Raw genomic sequence first — 17,923 nt, 5'->3', positions numbered from 1 at the left:
TTTCTACCATCTCAACTAGCTGGATTTGATAAAAGTCCAACTCACTCCTCATTCCTCCACCTTGCTTCCGTGGCTCTACATGACCCTCGGTCTTCTTCATTTCAAGCAATTTCTGTACAAAGCTTTTGCTTACATCGAATCTAGAGGCAACCTTCCTGACCGAAGTATTGCCTTGTTCATAAGCTTTGACTATTTTTTCTCGAAAGTCGGTTGAGTAAGCCTTCATTATGTTTGTTGATGCACACCACTCCTTATTGTACCTCATTTACCTGCAATCCGCTGTATATGGAATTCCAATATTGCCAATCGTAATTTACTCTCATGATGTACCGTTGACTAAACAACCATCACAATTCAACATCAGTATCGGAGGTAAGAATGTAGTGCAGTTTGATTATGAAGTAGTTCAGTTAAATCAACTCAACTGGCAAGACTTCGCAAATAAGCAAAACCCTGTAGCGAGTGCTTTGATGTCTAAAATGCAGATGGATGCTGTAGAACGTCCAACGGTAAAGTTAATCTCACTACAGTTACTTAGCTCATTAGGTCTCAACCCCGCACAAGTTGAACAAATATCTGTATTTATCGATACATATCTTAAACTAAATACAGAGGAAGAAGAAGTGTTTAATCAGCAAATTGCTACCATAGAAACAAACCAAAAGGAGCAAGTTATGGAAATTGTTACTAGCTGGATGGAAAAAGGTCTAGAGCAGGGTAAAGAACTCGGTAGAGAACTTGGTAGGGAAGAAGGTAGAGAACTTGGTAGGGAAGAAGGTAGAGAACTTGGTAGGGAAGAAGGTAGACAAAGTGAAGCTGCATCGCTAGTTCTGCGCCTGCTTCAACGCCGTTTTGGAAACTTAAGTCAAAGTCAGCAGGAACGTATTCAAGGTCTTTCTACAAAACGTTTAGAAGAATTAGGAGAAGCACTGTTAGATTTTAATTCAATTACAGATTTAAAAAACTGGCTCGCGCGCGTTTAATTAAGGGTGGGTTAATCAATAATTTATAACGAACACGAACAATTATTGTAAACCCGTCCTCACTTTACATATTTAGGCGCCGTTTGCGCTTCGGAGTGAGTTTATTATCACAATTATTCATTGCGACTTCAAGCTTATTAAATAAAGATGGTGCGTAAAAGCTATTATGATTTGAGTTTAAATGCTTGTTTATTCAAGCTGTTACGCACCCTACAATACGATGATTTGTGTTGGCTTATAGTCTACTCCTAATTTGTCGGCACAGTACCCAATTTCTACTGTTTTTCCTGGTTGAATTATTTTCGCCCAGTCTACGGGTGTTGCTTCATATACTAATCCTTTAATTGTATAACTTGCATTCCAAGTTTGTAGTATTTTGGCTTGATTTATTTTAAAGTTGAGTTTCCAATTTTTAGTAGCAATTGTACCTTTATTTGTAACGCGGAAGTTAATACAAAATCCCGCATTCCAATCTGCTTGGATAACGACTTCGACTGTTAGTTGTACCTCTTCTGGCGCCGGAGTTGGAGTTGGAGTTGGAGTTGGAGTTGGAGTTGGAGTTGGAGTTGGAGTTGGCGCCGGAATTGAAGGTTCGGGAGTAAGTAAAGTTGCGAGGAGTTCTTGTTTTGCGGTATTGATATTAAGCCAGTTGTCTAATAATATACCTGCTGTATCACCACTATTTGGATTCCAACACCAGTAAGTAAAAGATAGATTTCTTTGTTTAATGAAATCAATAAGCTGACGCTGCCAAATTCCTTCGTTAGAAGCAGTATCTATAAGTTTACCACCGAATTCTCCGATTAAAACTGGCGCAATTTCATTTGCAGCAATGTAATAAAAGCCTTTATCCCAACGAGTGTAAAGATTTTGGGGAAAGCTTGGTTCACTAAACCAAGGTTGGTCTGCTACACCTTGCCCGTATTCATGAGGAGAGTAAACGACTTTATTGTCAACGATTAAACGTACAGGATTATTTATAACACCTTCTAAGTTACCTCCCCACCAATGTCCAGACAACTTTTGGTTTGGTACGTTTTTTTCAACCCCTTCGACTACAATTAGCCAATTTGGATTAATTGTTAAAATCGCGTTACCACAACGTTCTGCTGCTAGTCTCCAGTCGGTCGTTAAATCTCCTGTTCCCCAACTTGCCCGTCCATGCGGTTCGTTTTTCAAATCAGCAGCTACAATATTGATTTGATTTCGATAGCGATTAGCCAGCATTTTCCATGTGTCTATCCAGTCTGCTTCAGTAAAGCCATCACCATACCATAATTCGGGAATCGTTGAGTCATTTAATCTATGACTATCAAGCATGATTAATAGCCCCGAATTTGCAGCTTCTTGGATAATAATATCCATCACCTGTATTGGTGTTTTATTTTGCAAATCCCGATTGGCGCCAATACTAAAATCTACAGCGCTAATATCAGAAGAACGTAATGCTTGAACTGAATAGGGCAAACGGATAATATTATACCCCAAACTTTTGATTTGACGCAGCATATCTTTATAGTCTCGCTTCCACAGACCATGTGGGACATGCACTTCAGTCTCGATACCAAACCAGTTGACTCCTCGCAAGCTAACAGCATTACCATTGGCATCTACTATGTGCGACCCTTTTGTTGAAAGTGGAGTTTTGATAGCCATACTAGTCATCGCTTTGGGGAGTGTGTTATGCGGACAGAAAAATGATATTACTTATTTTGATACACAACAGCTATTTTTCATTACATCGACCAAAAGTGACACAGAACACCGAATTGTGTAGTATTTTTGGTGGAAGTCTGTGTTTTGGTTATATCAGATGCAAAAGCTCCTCAACGATGTCAAAAAGTTACGGAAGCATGTCCACGCAATTATTCTGCCGCTAATTACCTTATTTTTTGCGGTTTCATTATTTGCTACCCCTGCTTTCGCTACGAGTGTGTTTGAACTTCCTAATTTGGCGCCAGACACTTGGGTTGTCGATGAAGGTGATGTTATAAGCCGTACTAGTGAAAGTAAAATTAGTACTGCGTTTACTGACCTCGCCAAGCAAACTGGTAATGAAGTCAGATTTGTTACTGTCCACCGTTTAGATTACGGTGAAACCCCTGAAAGTTTCACTGTTGCATTATTAGATAAATGGTTCCCTGACAAGGAAGCACAAGCTAACCAAACGATTATGATGATAGACACCGTTAGTAACGGTATCGCAATTGTGACTGGTGAAAAAGTCAAATCAGTAATGTCTGATGATACAGCTAAAAGTGTCGCGTTCGAGACATTCCTGGCGCCGTTGCGGGATGGTAATAAATATAATCAAGCCTTTCTTGATGCTAGTAACCGTTTAGTTGCCGTGCTTTCTGGTCAACCCGACCCAGGTCCCCCAGCAATTGTAGAAGATGTCCAAGTCGAAGGCACTTTCAAAGATGCTGAAGAAACCGAAAAAGAGAGAGGCAATGCAACTGCTTGGGTAGTTGGACTATTAATTGCTGCCACCGTTATCCCGATGGCAACATATTACTTGTACCTAGTTAACCAACCACCATCCTCAGACAGTTAAGAGTGCTGAGTATTGAGTGCTGAGTGCTGAGTATTGAGTGCTGAGTGCTGAGTATTGAGTGCTGAGTATTGAGTGCTGAGTGCTGAGTATTAAGTCATAAATTTTACTCAGCACTCAGCACTCAGCACTTTCTACTCTTTTTAATCTTGCACATACTCTTTGCCACTAAGCAGCGCTGCTTGCGCGCGTACAAATTCTCGACCGAGGTATGCAGCATGGTCGAACATCGTGACTGGACATGGTTGAGTTTGTTCTAAAAGTTTGACACAAAGTTCTTTAGCGGTTCTACCAGTGTAAAGAGTTGTGTGAGTACGTTCGACTTTACCGCGTGCGGGAATAACTTCTCCGGTTTCGGGGTCAACTGCTAAACCACTTTCGTTGATAATGTTTGTATAGTGCTTGGCGCAAATCAACCCAGCATCCCGGTCTAAATAGATAATAAAGTAACCTACTGGGTCTAAATCTATATGCCGTTGTGAGAGTTTGTCGTCAATTGCTGCTAAATCTTCTAATGTCAAATCCATAAACTCCCCTCAACAAAAAAGCTGGAACAAGCAGTCAGGTTTTTTTTGTTGTAGAGACGTTACGTGTAACGTCTCTACGACCTATGGACAATTAACCAGACTGCTATTAAAGAATATTTGCTTTATTCATTCGATATTACACCTAATATACTTAATAAACGAAGTTACAAAATCAAAAATTATGCATTTTGTTGTATTTGCTGTGGATTTTTTTGGTTAAAGGGTAATTCCGCGTTAATAGCGTCCATTTCCCGCTGTTCGAGTTGGTTCACCTCGCTAATGTAAGGACGTAGAATTTGCTGTAAGCGCGCGTTGTAGAAGCGGTGTAAGCTATAATTGGGCATTGCCGGAAAACCACGACGCTTTTTATGGCGCCCACCAGCACCCGGGTCAAACAGTTGGATACCTTGAGAAATACCCCATTCAATAGGTGCATAGTAGCAAGCATCGAAGTGTAAACAGTCTATTTCCTGAAAGCTCCCCCAGTAGCGGCCATATAGTCTATCACCTTTATACAAGCAAAATGACATACCTACAGGTTTACTGCCCTCTTGCTCGGTGTAAGCTGGCATAAACAAGACGCGATGTCGATAGTTATTGTGTAGCGACTCAAAAAACCGCTTCGTCAAATATTTACTACCCCACCAGCCAAATTTGTCGCAGGTGTCAGCATAAAACTCGTACATCAACGGAAATAATGATTGGGGTATATCATCACCTGTTACAGGTTTTAAGCGCAAACCTGCATTTTCGACTGCTTTACGTTCGCGTTTGATATTGCGACGCTGGTTTGCGTTAAATACTCCTAAATAATCATCAAATGTGTTGAAACCAAGATTTTGCCACACAAAACTATGATGTAACCAAGTAGTAAAACCTTGTCGTTCGAGAATTGGGCGCCATTCTGGGTCAACATACAAGAAATTGCAGGTAGCAATGCGGTGCTTTTTGCAGTATTTATCGATTTCATGCAGCATTATACCCGTAATTTCTTCTTCATCTTCACCCTTGTCTATCAAAAATCGATATCCTTCTGCTGGTGTAAACGGTGTCATTCCCAACAGTTTTGGATAATACTCTACACCAATACGCTGCGCTAAATCAGCCCACTGGTGGTCAAATACAAATTCACCATAGCTATGCCCTTTGAGGTATAATGCAGCGGCACCGATTAACGTTTTGTGGCGCCAAATTGTCAGATGGTTTGGCAACCAACCATTACGTCCCGTTGCACTACCCGACACCTCCAAGTTATTGAGCCATTCCCACTCCAAAAACGGCGTTTTCAATGGCATAGCCAAAGCATCCCAAGCAGCTTGCGGTACTTCGGCAATTTTGTTAGTCCAAGTGACTGAATAGCTGGGCTTTACTTGTTCAAACATTGCAAGATTCTCACTACTTCACCAAACTGAACCTTTGACCGCACATGATACTTTACTTAACTTAATCTAAATTTACTTAAATTTGCAGGAAAATTCTTGAACTGTAGGGTGCGTGACGCTACGAAAATATTTGAACGTAGTTATAAGACTTGTAGCGTCACGCACCAGCTTGTAGCGTCACGCACCAGCTTATGGTTGTGGCTAAGTTTTCTTATTTTACGTGCTTTAACAATTCTGGAAAAAACTCGAAAAAATCGTTTTCTAAATCGGTGTAATTATCTGTTAGTTCGTTGATAGCTGGTTCTAAATGAAATATTTTGTTTCGACGCTGGGAAAATCTGTGTGATAACCTGCTTAGTAAGTACTCGATACCTGTTAAATTACGATAGCTTCCTAACCAGTCTTCGTTTGCCATCCGTGTAATAACTTCACTTGCATAACGTGGTAGCGCTTTTGGGTACGCTCGAAATGATTCGTATACCTCTGCTGTAAACTTTTCTAAAGGCTGATTTGAGTATACAGACCAGTTTTTAGCTAGAAAATGGTCATAAAACCCGTCTACTAATATACCAGCAAATCGTCTATACGCTGGACTGATTCGCTGTTTACTACGATGAACTATTATATTTGAGTCAGTAAAATAATCTACTTCCTGATGATATTTTATACCAGTTTTGATATTATCACTTAAATTGTCGCGCTCTACTCCCTTTACTAAATCAGCTAGTAAATTACCTAATCGACTCTCAATGTCTGGTTTTGACAAAAATAGATGCGCTAGCCAGTTCATGTGTCAATCTTAAATAATAAATACACCAGTTGTATATTTATTATAGCAGTTATATTCTCTTTATCCTAAATATAGGCGCCTATCCAACTTGCTTTATGTAATGTATCAGTCTCTTAAAAACTATTATTAAACAATGGTAATTGATGTTCTACAACATACCTAATAGGCTTAGACAGCTTCTTGACTTTACCTAGTGTAACTGCACGATTTAACCAATCTCGCATCAATTTTACAGGAACATCTAAGATTTTGGCTAGCTCTTTATCTGTACGTTCATCTTTTAATAAGTTTTCAATGTGTGGCAGCATGATGTGAAAAGCATTGAATTCAGTTAAACTGGTTTCGTGTAAAACTACTTGGTCTAAATTATTGTTAGCCGCATCTACTTGAACGGGTTCTATAATAATTTTAGTATTTTGTTTAGTGCTATTTGAAAAATTTATAATTTGTTTTAAAGATTCTTCATAATTTGATAATACTGGATTTATTTTTTCTCCATATAATAAGAAATTTGGAATCGATAAAGGCATTACAATAGTTTGCGATGTCATATCTTGGTTTTTTATCTGCTGTCTTAATTGCATTAGTAGTCTTCCAAGAACATTGGCACCTGTAAGGGTAATCTCGTCTTGAAGTTTAGCTCCCCAAAAATCATCTTTCCTCGAATCTTCAACAATTGGCAAGTCTTCGGTTTCTAATAGAAGAGTACTAAATTTATCCCAATTTTGAATAAGTTTTACTTGTAAGCACCATCGCATAACCTTTGTACGAACAATATCCCAATCTGGTCGAGAATTATCTCGATAAGGTTTACTTACCATTTTGGCAGTCATCGGACTCTTTTCTGCAATTATCAGCTTTTGTACTTCTGGTAGATGAGGAAAACGGCAGGCTTGATAAATTGCTTCGGAAGTCCGAATATTAATATCGTTGATCAAAAGTGGATATCCACCTGCCATATTAGATAATCCGCCAAATCTTTCATTGGTTTTACGGAAAGTAATACAGGTTGTTTTATTATATGTTCTGACTTCTGGATGTTTTATCATTGTTGTAATATTAAAGTTTATACTTACCAATTTAACGTATTATTTACGATTCTAGGAAACAATGGATACCACTCATTCAATGGGTAAGGTTGATTCGCATCACCCCACCATAAAGCTAGAGGGCAGTTATTGGCAATATTACGATATGTTACGAATAACGCACCAAATCCTAATGTTTCTAAATAATCATATCCCAATGGTCGCATACTTTGATTTGGGTTTTTAGGTAGTGACACTATATAACTACCTGCTCTTAGAAATGCAGAATCGATAATTTGACGACCGATAGCTGAAGAGAATATACTATCTTCAATTGGCATATCATTCGGACGAAACAGCGGTGATATCGCTTTGTTAAGATTCTGACGACGTTGATTGACCTCTTGAATATACTTATTAGTCAAGTCATCTTCTAGACACTCCTGCGTCCAAAAACAATCAAATTTTTCTGGTTCCCATCGACGGTTATGAAATTTATGTTGGCGCCAGAATTTTACAGTAACACCATAGGATTGAGCTTTTTGTTCAATTATTCTTTTTGAGTACTCATATCCATCAGTATGATACGCAAAAAATATTAGGTGTAAAGTTGTTCCTTTGACAGCATTAGTTATCCAAGAATCAATGTCGCGTCTTAGTCTATTACCAGAAAATAAACAATCATCTAAATAAATATATGCAACTGGTGATTGACCACAATTTTCAAGATTAATTTTATATTCGTCAAGAATAATTTGTCTTGATAACCTTAATATGTCATTTTGACTACTTCCTACAGTTTGAATATTCAGAAACTTTGCGTTATTTATTGTTTCTTCAGGGGTACTTCCAAATACTTTTTCAGAAGTAAAAACTTTAGTAAGAAACTCTTGAGCTTGGATGCGAGAAAAATAGTATTTACCTAAAATATTATTCATTTGCTCAAGGATGATTATTTGAGCATCTGTATCAAAACCAAACCTTTCAAACTGCTTTACCCATTTATCTACATGATTTGAACTAATATTCGGAATTTCACCTTGTCGATAGTCGATTATAATTGTTGCGATAGATTGTAGTAAAGTTTCTCGTTTATTAAGCACGTTTTTATAAGTATAAATTAGCATATTTACGTTTTGAAAAAGTCATTTAATTTTGATTTAGCGTCTTGACTTTTAACTTAATGTTTAAAAAGTCATAGCAAGCTCCACATTAATGATTTAATGAGTAGCATTTAGTATGTTATTTGCATCATTCTATTTACACGTGTATTTAAAAGTCATCCGTAAAAATTCGCAGTCATCTCAAATTATTATTTAGCAATAATATGTATATTGGTTCAAAGTATTTATACTAATATCGGTCGGTAGAAATAAAGCTCTATCTAAATCATTTGTAAAATTTACATGTTGTAGAGACACGATACTTAAGCGTCTCTACCGGAACGGCATTTTTCACAAATCATGTAGGACTACTATATAAACAGGGTAGGTGTCTGGCTCTCATGTTTGGAACGGGCAAGGATGCCCATTCCACTTCTGGGAAAATTATATTTCTGGGAAAATTATACTTTTGGGAGTCGCTTATTTTTGTTGATTTGTAATATTGTTTTCTGGTTGATTGCTTGGCTTAATACGGTAATGTAGGAAGACTTCTTGTTCTACTGTTTTTACTTCTAGTAGCTCTAGACGCGGCGCCATCTTTTCTGTAAATCCGGCGCCTTCTACTGGTGTTGGTGCTAAGGTACTGCCTAGTAAAAGTGGACAGACGGTTAGCCAAAGGTCATCGATGAGGTTTAATTCAAGCATGGAAGCAAGAAGTTGACCACCACCTAATACAGCGAGCTTTTCGATACCAGATGTTGCTAAATATTCAAGTGCTGCTGTAAGATTAATTTTTTCTTGAGAATAGTTTAAATTATCTTTAAAAACTAAAATTTGCTCAAATTCCGGACGTTGGCACCAAAAGCTTGCTCCTTGGTACGTTGTGAGTAACCAGCGACGAATTGGTTGTTTAAAAAAACGAATTTCCGGATTTATGTTTGCAGTTTCTGTAATAACTATATGAAGCGGCTGTAAAATTTTACCCGAATTTTCTCTGTGTCGGAGTAGATCGGGGTGTGATACAGTTAGCGTTGTACCATACGCGCGTAAAGTACCAGCACCGAACAACACTGCGTCCGCAGCGGCAATTTGTCTTTCCAAATGCGCTTTATCAGCTTTTGACCCAAACCGTGCAGGTGAGCGTTTAAAATCTGCAATTTTGCCATCAGCACTCATTGCCAGAATTACTGTAATATAGGGACGGTGTTCGACCATTTTTAAGCTGTCATCCGTGGTGAGACTACTACACAAGGTATATAAGAGCATCAAAGCTCTGTACAAAGCATCTACTTGTTGCCAATATAGTATCAAATGTGTGATTACTATTAATGTTATGTGAGTTAATTACTCTCAAATTTCAATAGTAATTATGTATGCTCAAGATTATCAAGTGCCATCAGGTTGTTTATTTTGTAATTATTTTGTAATTATAATTTAATAGCTTTTTTTATGGCGCTAAGATAGTCTTGCTGTTGTGGTTTGCATATGCTAAGTGAGATTGCCGATGCCTAAACCGCGTCCTTTATCATTTCGTCGCTTACTTTTCTCTAAGATTTTGCTACTGTCGGTTCCAGTGTTATTGACGGGGGAATTTGTCGTCTTCAGAAAAGCACGTCATACTCAACTTGAAACCGCGCGTCAAAATTTGACTGAAAGTGCTATTCTCAAAGGCGAAAAAATAGTTGATACGATTGCGAGTCTGAAAACAAATCTACTTACCGCAACTCAAACTACAACTATTCGCTCCGGTGAAGGCGCCGCAGTTCAGCCATTTATTAGTAAGCTTGAAGAAAGTTTGTCTAACATTGAGTGTATTCAATTTAGTGATTTGGAAACAAATCAAGTTATTTCTAGTACCTGCGGAGACGAACCATTAGACGATATTCAGCAAACCAAGCGAACGAGTGAGATTAGAGCTAAAATTGTGACTCCACCGAAGGTTTACATTAAAGCCATCAAAAATTCCGAGCGTGGAACACAAAATAAATTGCAACTTCTTCTCTCGGCGCCTGTGTATGATGACAGTGGTGATATGCGGTATGCACTGACTATTCAATCTGAGTTGCAGCAAAAAGTCCGAAACAAACCAGGACTATTAACTGGTGCAACTGTTGTTATCTCCTCTGATGGAACAATCTTAGCGCATCCTATCGAAGCGCGCGTCGGTACTAATATTGCCCAACATGCTGATGCTGCAAGGTTAAAGAAGATTGTTCAAAATGCTATATCTGGCAAAAAAGACAGTTTACAGTTCTTTTTTGAGAAGCAGGGTGAAGAACTCCTAGCAGGTTACACAGCTATTGATAGCCCTATTTCAACTCCAAGTCAAAAATGGGTTATTTTAGATGTTACTACCTTAGATAATGCTTTATATGGCTTAACAGAACTTAAAATTATTTTAGTTATCTTGACAATGGGTTTAGTTTTTGCATGTTTACTTGCATCACTATATGTCGCGCGCTACCTAGCACGTCCAGTTGAAAAATTATGTGATTATGCGCTGAATATAGATTTTATGCAAAAGCAGCATATTCCGCGTTTTCAAATTCGCGAATTTAACCAACTCTCACAAGCAGTATATCAAATGGTTGAGCGACTTAAAACTTGGGGTGAGGAGCTTGATATTGCTTGGAAGGATGCGAAAACAGCTAACCAAGTCAAAAGTCAATTTTTAGCAACGACTTCTCATGAGTTAAGAAATCCTCTCAATACTATTATTAACTGCGTTAAAATTGTACGCGAAGGTTTGTGTGACAGTAGAGAAGAAGAGCTAGAGTTTCTCAAACGTGCGGACGAAACTGCTATACATTTATTGGAGATAATTAATGATTTACTCGATATTTCTAAAATTGAAGCAGGGAGGCTATCAGTATCTTTAGAAATAATGGACTTACGAGAAATATTAAAAGAAGTAATTAATTTACAATCTGTCAATATTCAGCAAAAGGGTTTGCAGCTAAATATACCAGAGTTGGAAGACTTTATACCAGTAAAAGTAGACGCAATCAAATTAAAACAGGTACTGATAAATATAATTGGTAATGCTACAAAGTTTACAGACGAAGGCAGTATTACAATTACTGTTGATATTGATTCTACTGACCAATTTACAGGTGAAATTACAAATCAATCACAGGTAGTACTCAGTGTTAAGGACACTGGTATTGGTATCGAACCAGACCAGCAGTATAAGCTTTTCCGTCCTTTTGTAATGGTTGAAGGCGCCAATAATCGTAAATTTGGTGGTACAGGATTAGGGCTAGCAATTTCTCGTAACTTAATTGAAATGATGTCAGGTACAATCACTTTAGAAAGTGCAGGTCTAAATCAAGGCACTACTATCAAAGTTACCTTACCATTAATTGATACTAGTATTGTTACAGTTCCGGAAACACCAGTGGCGCCTTCTGACGCACCGAATATAAAGGAGTTAGTTGGGAAAGCTAGGGCGATTACTAGTAATTTATCTCAATAGGGATTCCTTGGGAATTGAGCGATGTCGTTAGGGCAGTTAGAATTTGGACTAGGGAAGTGCCCATAACACCATCAGATATTTGGGGTTCAGTATTAGTTTGAACACATTGAAGGAAATGATTACAAACTTGCTTTAATGGTTCGGCTGGTTCAAGTTCTAGCACTTGTTGGCTTTGGTTGACTGGGATATATAAATTTCCCTTAACTTCAAATTCTCCGTTGATCAAGGTTAACGGCGCCTGTGACATTTCATCAAAAATCAAACTGCCTTTACTACCAACAACACCGAGGCGCCGCTGTTTATCGTTGTTTAGCCAGCATAAATGAATGTAGGCGACAAAACCACTTGGGTAAGTTAACGTTGCCCAAACTAAATCAGCTTTCTCAGACTTTTGTTGCAGCCAAACTATACCTGTTGCTTGGACTTTGACTGGAAATTCTCCTAACCAAGTATTAAAAATAGCGATATCATGAATTGCCAAATCCCAAAGTGCATCAACGTCTTGACGAACTGGACCTAAGTGAGTACGAGTTGCATAACCGTAGCGTAAATCACCAATACTTCCTGATTTAATCACCGAATTACCGCGTTCGACAGCAGGATGGAATAAATAAGTGTGGTCAACCATCAAAATACGCTGTTGAGAATTTGCTAGCTGACACAATTCTTTACATTCGCTTGAGTCAAGAGTCAATGGTTTTTCGGCAAGTACATGCAGGCGCCATTTTAAAGCGTCCGAAATTAAAGAGTAATGAGTCACCGCTGGGGTTGCAATTATTACTGCTTCAAGTTCGTTCATATACTGTAACGTTTCAACACTGGTCGTCAATATAACATTTTTATCTAAGTTATACTGTAGTTTAATTTTTTCTAGACGTTCTGGGTTGGGGTCAACAACTGCTTTCAAATTAGCTTGCGGATGTTCTAACAAATTTCTTAGCCAGTGAACTCCCCAACGTCCAACTCCAACTACCGCAATATTAATTTTATTTATCATAAGTTAATATTTTACGCTTTATAACTAATACATTAGTGCCTTATTATACATAATAATCTACTGCTTGTACCATAGGTGTCCCGCCTGTGCAGTAGTGGTCTGTGTCATTAATTTTGGGTGGTTTGTAGCATAGGCGTCTCGCCTGTGCGTAGGTCAGGCAAGATGCCTAACCTACGGGTTATTTTATATACTACCAAAACTTATGACATGGACTACTACTGGTTTGTGTCATTAAATTTGGGTGGTTAAGAAAAATGAACCACTAAGACACAAAGGACACAAAGGAAGAAAGAAGAGAAGAGAACACACCAAAACTATTGACACGAACCACTACAAGTCACACAAACAACCAGTAACTCATCCGTTATATCCGTTGCCAGTTATGAATTTTTTTGCTGAGAATCTAGTGCAAAAAATGCGACTTTAGCCGCAGCTTGTTCGGCAGCTTTGATCGAACGTCCTTTTCCTTGACCGAGCTTTTGGTCATGCAGCCAAACTTCTGCACTAAAACGGTCTTCGTTATGCTGCGCTCCTTCAATTTCTATAACTCTATACTCAGGCAACACTTTAAATTGCGCTTGCGTCCATTCCTGAAGCGCTGCTTTGTAATTGAGACGCGCGGGGTCTTTACGAATTTGATTTGTAAGTTCTTTAAAGTGAGAGTCAAGCCAAGGCCTAATTAGCTCAAGAGTACTAGTACTTAAATATAAGGCACCGAGAACAGCTTCAAATGCATCAGCAAGACGTGATTCAAGCCCAATTTTATCGGTTGTAGCGCTGCCAGCAACGAGTAAATATAACTCCAAACCGTAAGAGCGCGCGAGTTGAGCGAGAATACGGTCACTGACTAATACCGAACGAATTGCAGCAAAATCACCTACACGGCATTCTGGATAACTTTCCCACAAAACTACAGCCGCTGCCAAACGTACAACTGCATCACCAACAAATTCTAATTGCTCGTAATTTGCTGTTTCTGATACTGTTGGATGAGTCAATGCCATATCTAGCAGATTCCATTTAATTGGCGCATCTACCGATAGACCTAATTTATTCACTAAATTTTCGAGTTGTCGTTGGCGGCGGGGGTAAGCTACAGACATCCAAAATCCAAAATCTAAAATCTAAAATTTTGAGAGAGAGCAGGACATAAGCCGGGTTCTGTTATCTTCCATAAATATACTACGAATAGCATGTCTATATTAGATGGCAGTTATCTATCTGGGACATTTGTTACCAAATGCCTCAAGCGGCTATTACGAAGGGAACTGGTAAAAGACCAACCGTAGCTCCCACTACCTTGCTTCCAACCGGGGTTTACCGAGCCAGCACCTCTCGATGCTGCTGGTGCGCTCTTACCGCACCTTTGCACCCTTACCAAAATAGTGCTGAGTGCTGAGTTATGAGTATTTTTACTCAGCACTCAGGACTTTCTACGAGCGCACTTTCTTGGCGGTATTTTTCTGTGGCACTATCCTCACGCTCGCACGCACTGGGAGTTACCCAGCAAGTTTGGTCTTTCGGAAGCCCGGACTTTCCTCAGACTCTCGATAAAAAGAATCTGCAACCGCCTCGCCTACTCTCTCAATATTTAGTGTAGTCCTTGATTGGGTAACTTCGCAAAATTACCCGTTTTTACTTTTATCTTTTCTTGTTCCAAGGAAGTGCGTAAGTCCAAGGAAGCTTACGGATGACGAAGGGACAATTTACTATACACATCGGTGGCTTGTTGACACCAGGCGCCAAACCAACACGCACCTCCGAGACGCGAAGCACCAGTTGAATTGAAAATTCTAGCGTCGTTTCTTGGTTCATAAATTTCTTGAACAAAATTCGGTTGGCTTTAACCGGATTTTTTTCTAAACCAGCAATATCAACAATAGGTTTCGTCGCAGCATAAGTCCCCTTCTCTTTATCGCGCTCGAAGGAGTTTTCTGCCGTTATTGCCATTGAGAGCGTTTTTTCTGGCGCCACCAAAGAAGGTGTTTGAGGCACTGCTAAGTCGCGCGTGATATCTGGTGATTTACGAATCACACGCATCGATTGTTTACTATGCTTAATTACTATCGAACAATTATCCCAGTCCACATATACAGCAAGATTTTTCGATTTGTTTTCGACAAACATCAATATATCTTTCAAATCCGTCAATTCATACGTTGGACTAAGCTTGAAGGATATCCCCACGTCATCAAATATTTCTTGCTCTTTTAATTGCTGGTCTACTTCTGCTTTTTGAAAAGTAAAATTTATTTTTTCGGCGATAGATTCAATCATTCGATTGAAAGTATAAGCTATACCGATTATATAGAACGTAAGTACTATGATGTTATTGTCTTGCATAAGGTTTAAATTGTAACTCCCACCGAATAACAAAAGATAACTAAGAGAATAATAAGCGTATATTTTTGACTCATTGTCAAGGGTTATCATCTTTCAGAGAGGAGGCATTATCTAGCCAGCCTCGGCGCCAAAATAAAAATAATAGTGTAATAGCGATAGCGCCCATTGATGCAAGACAAAGAGGATAACCCCAGTACCAATTCAATTCAGGCATATTCAGGGGAGATTTTTCGGTATTAAAGTTCATTCCATAAATGCCCGCAATAAAAGTTAAAGGAATAAAAATCGAGGACATCACGGTTAGAAATTTCATGATTTCGTTCATTTTATTACTTACGGCTGACAAATATACGTCCATCAACCCAGAGGAGAGTTCACGGTAGGTTTCAACCATATCTATTACTTGGATCGAATGGTCGTAGCAGTCGCGTAAATAAAGCCGAACTTCATCGCTAATTAACTCACCGCTATCTCGAATTAAACTATTTATGACATCTCGTTGCGGCCATATTGCACGTCTCAATTTTAAAAGTTGGCGCCGAATCTTATAGATTTTTTGCAAAGTTCTTGGAGTTGGTTTGAGTATTACTTCTTGCTCTAAATCTTCGATTTTCTCTCCATATCGCTCTAAAACTGGGAAAAAACCATCAATAATCGAATCTAACAGCGCATAAGCTAAATAATCGGCGCCGTGCTTGCGAATTATACCTCGATTGCATTTGATTCGATGTCGCACTGCCTCAAAACAATCGCGCGTAGGTTCTTCTTGGATAGTTAATAAATAATATTTACCTAAAACGAAGCTAACTTGCTCGCTGTAAAATCCAGAACCCTTGGGTTTCGCCATTACCATTCGAGCAATAATTACAAGCTGGTCTTCATAATCTTCAGTCTTAGGACGCTCTGCCATGTTTACAACATCTTCTAAAACTAGACTATTTAGCTCAAAGACGCGACCTAAATCTTGGATAACCTCATGACTGCCTAATCCTTGTACATCAACCCAGGATACAGATTCGGTGTCTAGAAATTCTCCGCACTGTTGGGGTGTAATGTCTTTCTTATTTATTAAACACGTTTCATTATAATCAACTAAACGAATTTGAGTTTTCACGGCATCATCCTGTATGTTGATTTGCCCTGGTACTTCTCCAGGGTGATGATAAAAGTCCTGTAGGTCATCCTCTTCTTCCTGATTTTGTCTATGAGTTAACTTTCTCAAAGAATTGCGTAAGTTTAGTTTCATGATTCTTTACATTATTGATAAAGCAAGGTTAGCGCGTACAGGAGACTAATTTATCTCACTTTTTTCTTTGAGTATAATTTGTGATGGATGTAGTAAAGATGTATATCAGTAGGATGAGTGGTGTGGAAGGACTGAAGTCCTTACAACGAGCTTATATAAAAAGCAGTTAGTCTTAATGTTAGGACTAACTGCTTTGAAAATTTTAATATTGGTTGGGCTGATTGGAGTCAACCATCGGTAAAGATTATGTTTTGGTTATGTTTTGGAAGGGGCAGATAAATTACATCATGCCCATACCGCCCATACCGCCCATACCGCCCATACCGCCCATGCCACCCATACCACCCATGCCACCCATGCCACCCATGTCTGGCATTGCAGCTTTCTTCTCAGGCTTTTCAACGACTATTGCTTCGGTCGTTAAAACCATACCCGCTATTGAAGAGGCATTTTGCAGTGCGGAGCGTACTACTTTAGCTGGGTCGATAATACCAGCAGCTATTAAGTCTTCAAATTCACCTGTCGCAGCGTTGTAACCGATGTTGAACTCAGAAGAGCGAACGCGCGCTACAATTACCGAGCCTTCCGCACCCGCGTTATCTGCCATTTGACGTAAAGGTGCCTCTAATGAGCGAGCAACGATTTCAGCGCCGATTTTTTCATCATCGTGCAAGTTGTTTTTGATGCTTTCCACCTGCTTCGATAAATGAATTAAGGTTGTACCACCACCAGGAACAATACCTTCTTCAACTGCGGCCTTTGTTGCATTTAATGCATCTTCAATCCGTAATTTCCGGTCTTTTAGTTCGGTCTCTGTAGCGGCGCCGACTTTAATTACAGCAACACCACCAGCTAACTTCGCAATCCGCTCTTGTAACTTTTCTTTATCGTAGTCAGAGTCAGTTTCTTCAAGCTGTCTACGAATTTGCCCAATCCGCTTTTGAACATCATCACTATTTTCACCAGCCGCAACAATAGTGGTGCTTTCTTTGTCAATAGTGATTTTACGAGCAGTACCAAGCATTTCTAAGCTGGCTGTATCCAAGCTCAAACCAATTTCTTCAGAAATCAATTGTCCTTTGGTTAGAACTGCAATATCTTCTAACATCGCTTTGCGACGCTCGCCAAAACCAGGCGCCTTTATCGCACAAACGGATAGTACACCTCTGGCTTTGTTCACAACCAAAGTTGCTAAAGCTTCACCCTCAACATCTTCGGAGATAATTAATAAAGGTTGACCCAAACGCGCGACCTTCTCAAGGACTGGCACTAAATCTTGGATACTGCTGATTTTTTTATCGGTAATCAGGATACGAGCATTTTCATACTCAACCGTCATCCGGTCATTATTTGTAATAAAGTAAGGGGAAATATAACCTCTGTCGATTTGCATCCCCTCAACAACTTCGAGTTCGGTGTTGAGTGACTTTGACTCTTCAACGGTTATTACACCATCTTTTGTTACTCGCTCCATCGCTTGACTCAGCATGGCGCCGAC

The 17,923-nt window shown here is 39.1% G+C and carries 16 protein-coding genes, 1 other RNA gene and 1 pseudogene; 3 read left to right on the top strand and 15 right to left on the bottom strand.

The window, feature by feature from the left end; genetic code table 11:
- Positions 1-226 (bottom strand): annotated as a pseudogene (locus tag AC2JBO_RS32420) (IS630-like element ISMae26 family transposase); the annotation flags it as partial.
- 73 nt (positions 227-299) lie between these two features.
- Here AC2JBO_RS32420 and AC2JBO_RS32415 point away from each other — a divergent pair.
- Complete coding sequence (locus AC2JBO_RS32415; RefSeq protein ID WP_496957748.1) at positions 300-983, top strand: DUF4351 domain-containing protein; 684 nt, start codon at positions 300-302, stop codon at positions 981-983.
- 210 nt (positions 984-1,193) lie between these two features.
- Here the strand turns inward: AC2JBO_RS32415 and AC2JBO_RS32410 are convergent, their stop codons facing one another.
- Entirely contained in the window at positions 1,194-2,639 is a 1,446-nt protein-coding gene (locus AC2JBO_RS32410; RefSeq protein WP_496957747.1) for a cellulase family glycosylhydrolase, read from the bottom strand.
- Positions 2,640-2,796: 157 nt separating this feature from the next.
- Here AC2JBO_RS32410 and psb32 point away from each other — a divergent pair, with 157 nt between their 5' ends.
- Complete coding sequence (gene psb32 / locus AC2JBO_RS32405; protein WP_496957746.1) at positions 2,797-3,537, top strand: photosystem II repair protein Psb32; 741 nt, start codon at positions 2,797-2,799, stop codon at positions 3,535-3,537.
- Here the strand turns inward: psb32 and AC2JBO_RS32400 are convergent.
- The 7 genes from AC2JBO_RS32400 to AC2JBO_RS32370 form a co-directional block, all read right to left on the bottom strand.
- Positions 3,526-3,651, bottom strand: a complete 126-nt coding sequence (locus AC2JBO_RS32400; protein ID WP_496957745.1) for a hypothetical protein — start codon at positions 3,649-3,651, stop codon at positions 3,526-3,528. The genes psb32 and AC2JBO_RS32400 overlap by 12 nt on opposite strands.
- 26 nt (positions 3,652-3,677) lie before the next feature.
- The gene (locus tag AC2JBO_RS32395) at positions 3,678-4,061 is read right to left on the bottom strand and encodes a DUF4346 domain-containing protein (protein WP_496957744.1); all 384 of its coding nucleotides are present in this window, start codon (positions 4,059-4,061) and stop codon (positions 3,678-3,680) included.
- A gap of 179 nt (positions 4,062-4,240) precedes the next feature.
- On the bottom strand, positions 4,241-5,443 hold the full coding sequence (locus tag AC2JBO_RS32390) for a GNAT family N-acetyltransferase (protein ID WP_496957743.1): 1,203 nt from the start codon (positions 5,441-5,443) through the stop codon (positions 4,241-4,243).
- Between the two features lie 211 nt (positions 5,444-5,654).
- The gene (locus AC2JBO_RS32385; protein WP_496957742.1) at positions 5,655-6,233 is read right to left on the bottom strand and encodes an acyl carrier protein phosphodiesterase; all 579 of its coding nucleotides are present in this window, start codon (positions 6,231-6,233) and stop codon (positions 5,655-5,657) included.
- A gap of 113 nt (positions 6,234-6,346) precedes the next feature.
- Positions 6,347-7,282, bottom strand: a complete 936-nt coding sequence (locus tag AC2JBO_RS32380; RefSeq protein ID WP_496957741.1) for an NADAR family anti-phage protein — start codon at positions 7,280-7,282, stop codon at positions 6,347-6,349.
- 23 nt (positions 7,283-7,305) lie between these two features.
- A complete protein-coding gene (locus AC2JBO_RS32375) occupies positions 7,306-8,388 on the bottom strand; it encodes a phosphoribosyltransferase-like anti-phage protein (protein WP_496957740.1) in 1,083 nt (360 codons plus the stop codon).
- A gap of 456 nt (positions 8,389-8,844) precedes the next feature.
- Complete coding sequence (locus AC2JBO_RS32370; protein WP_496957749.1) at positions 8,845-9,579, bottom strand: RibD family protein; 735 nt, start codon at positions 9,577-9,579, stop codon at positions 8,845-8,847.
- A gap of 289 nt (positions 9,580-9,868) precedes the next feature.
- On the opposite strand from AC2JBO_RS32370, the gene AC2JBO_RS32365 reads away from it, so the two are divergent.
- A complete protein-coding gene (locus AC2JBO_RS32365) occupies positions 9,869-11,839 on the top strand; it encodes a sensor histidine kinase (RefSeq protein WP_496957739.1) in 1,971 nt (656 codons plus the stop codon).
- Here the strand turns inward: AC2JBO_RS32365 and AC2JBO_RS32360 are convergent.
- The 6 genes from AC2JBO_RS32360 to groL form a co-directional block, all read right to left on the bottom strand.
- The gene (locus tag AC2JBO_RS32360) at positions 11,820-12,836 is read right to left on the bottom strand and encodes a Gfo/Idh/MocA family protein (RefSeq protein WP_496957738.1); all 1,017 of its coding nucleotides are present in this window, start codon (positions 12,834-12,836) and stop codon (positions 11,820-11,822) included. The two genes, AC2JBO_RS32365 and AC2JBO_RS32360, sit on opposite strands and share 20 nt — an antisense overlap.
- Before the next feature lie 380 nt (positions 12,837-13,216).
- Positions 13,217-13,939, bottom strand: coding sequence for a ribonuclease III (rnc, locus tag AC2JBO_RS32355; protein ID WP_496957737.1), 723 nt, complete (start codon positions 13,937-13,939; stop codon positions 13,217-13,219).
- Positions 13,940-13,971: 32 nt separating this feature from the next.
- An RNA gene (gene rnpB / locus AC2JBO_RS32350) (RNase P RNA component class A) lies at positions 13,972-14,419 on the bottom strand.
- Between the two features lie 58 nt (positions 14,420-14,477).
- Positions 14,478-15,113 carry a hypothetical protein gene (locus AC2JBO_RS32345; protein ID WP_496957736.1) on the bottom strand — a complete coding sequence of 212 codons (636 nt, stop codon included), beginning with the start codon at positions 15,111-15,113 and terminating at the stop codon, positions 14,478-14,480.
- Between the two features lie 142 nt (positions 15,114-15,255).
- Positions 15,256-16,425, bottom strand: a complete 1,170-nt coding sequence (corA, locus tag AC2JBO_RS32340) for a magnesium/cobalt transporter CorA (RefSeq protein WP_496957735.1) — start codon at positions 16,423-16,425, stop codon at positions 15,256-15,258.
- A 280-nt stretch (positions 16,426-16,705) separates the two neighbouring features.
- Positions 16,706-17,923 (bottom strand): chaperonin GroEL (gene groL / locus AC2JBO_RS32335; protein ID WP_496957734.1); only part of this gene is annotated, 1,218 nt, incomplete at its 5' end.

This window comes from Calothrix sp. CBUCES-K 9914 (assembly GCF_059640475.1).
Note: the sequence above shows the minus strand (reverse complement) of the source record. Positions and strands in the feature narration are given on the sequence as shown.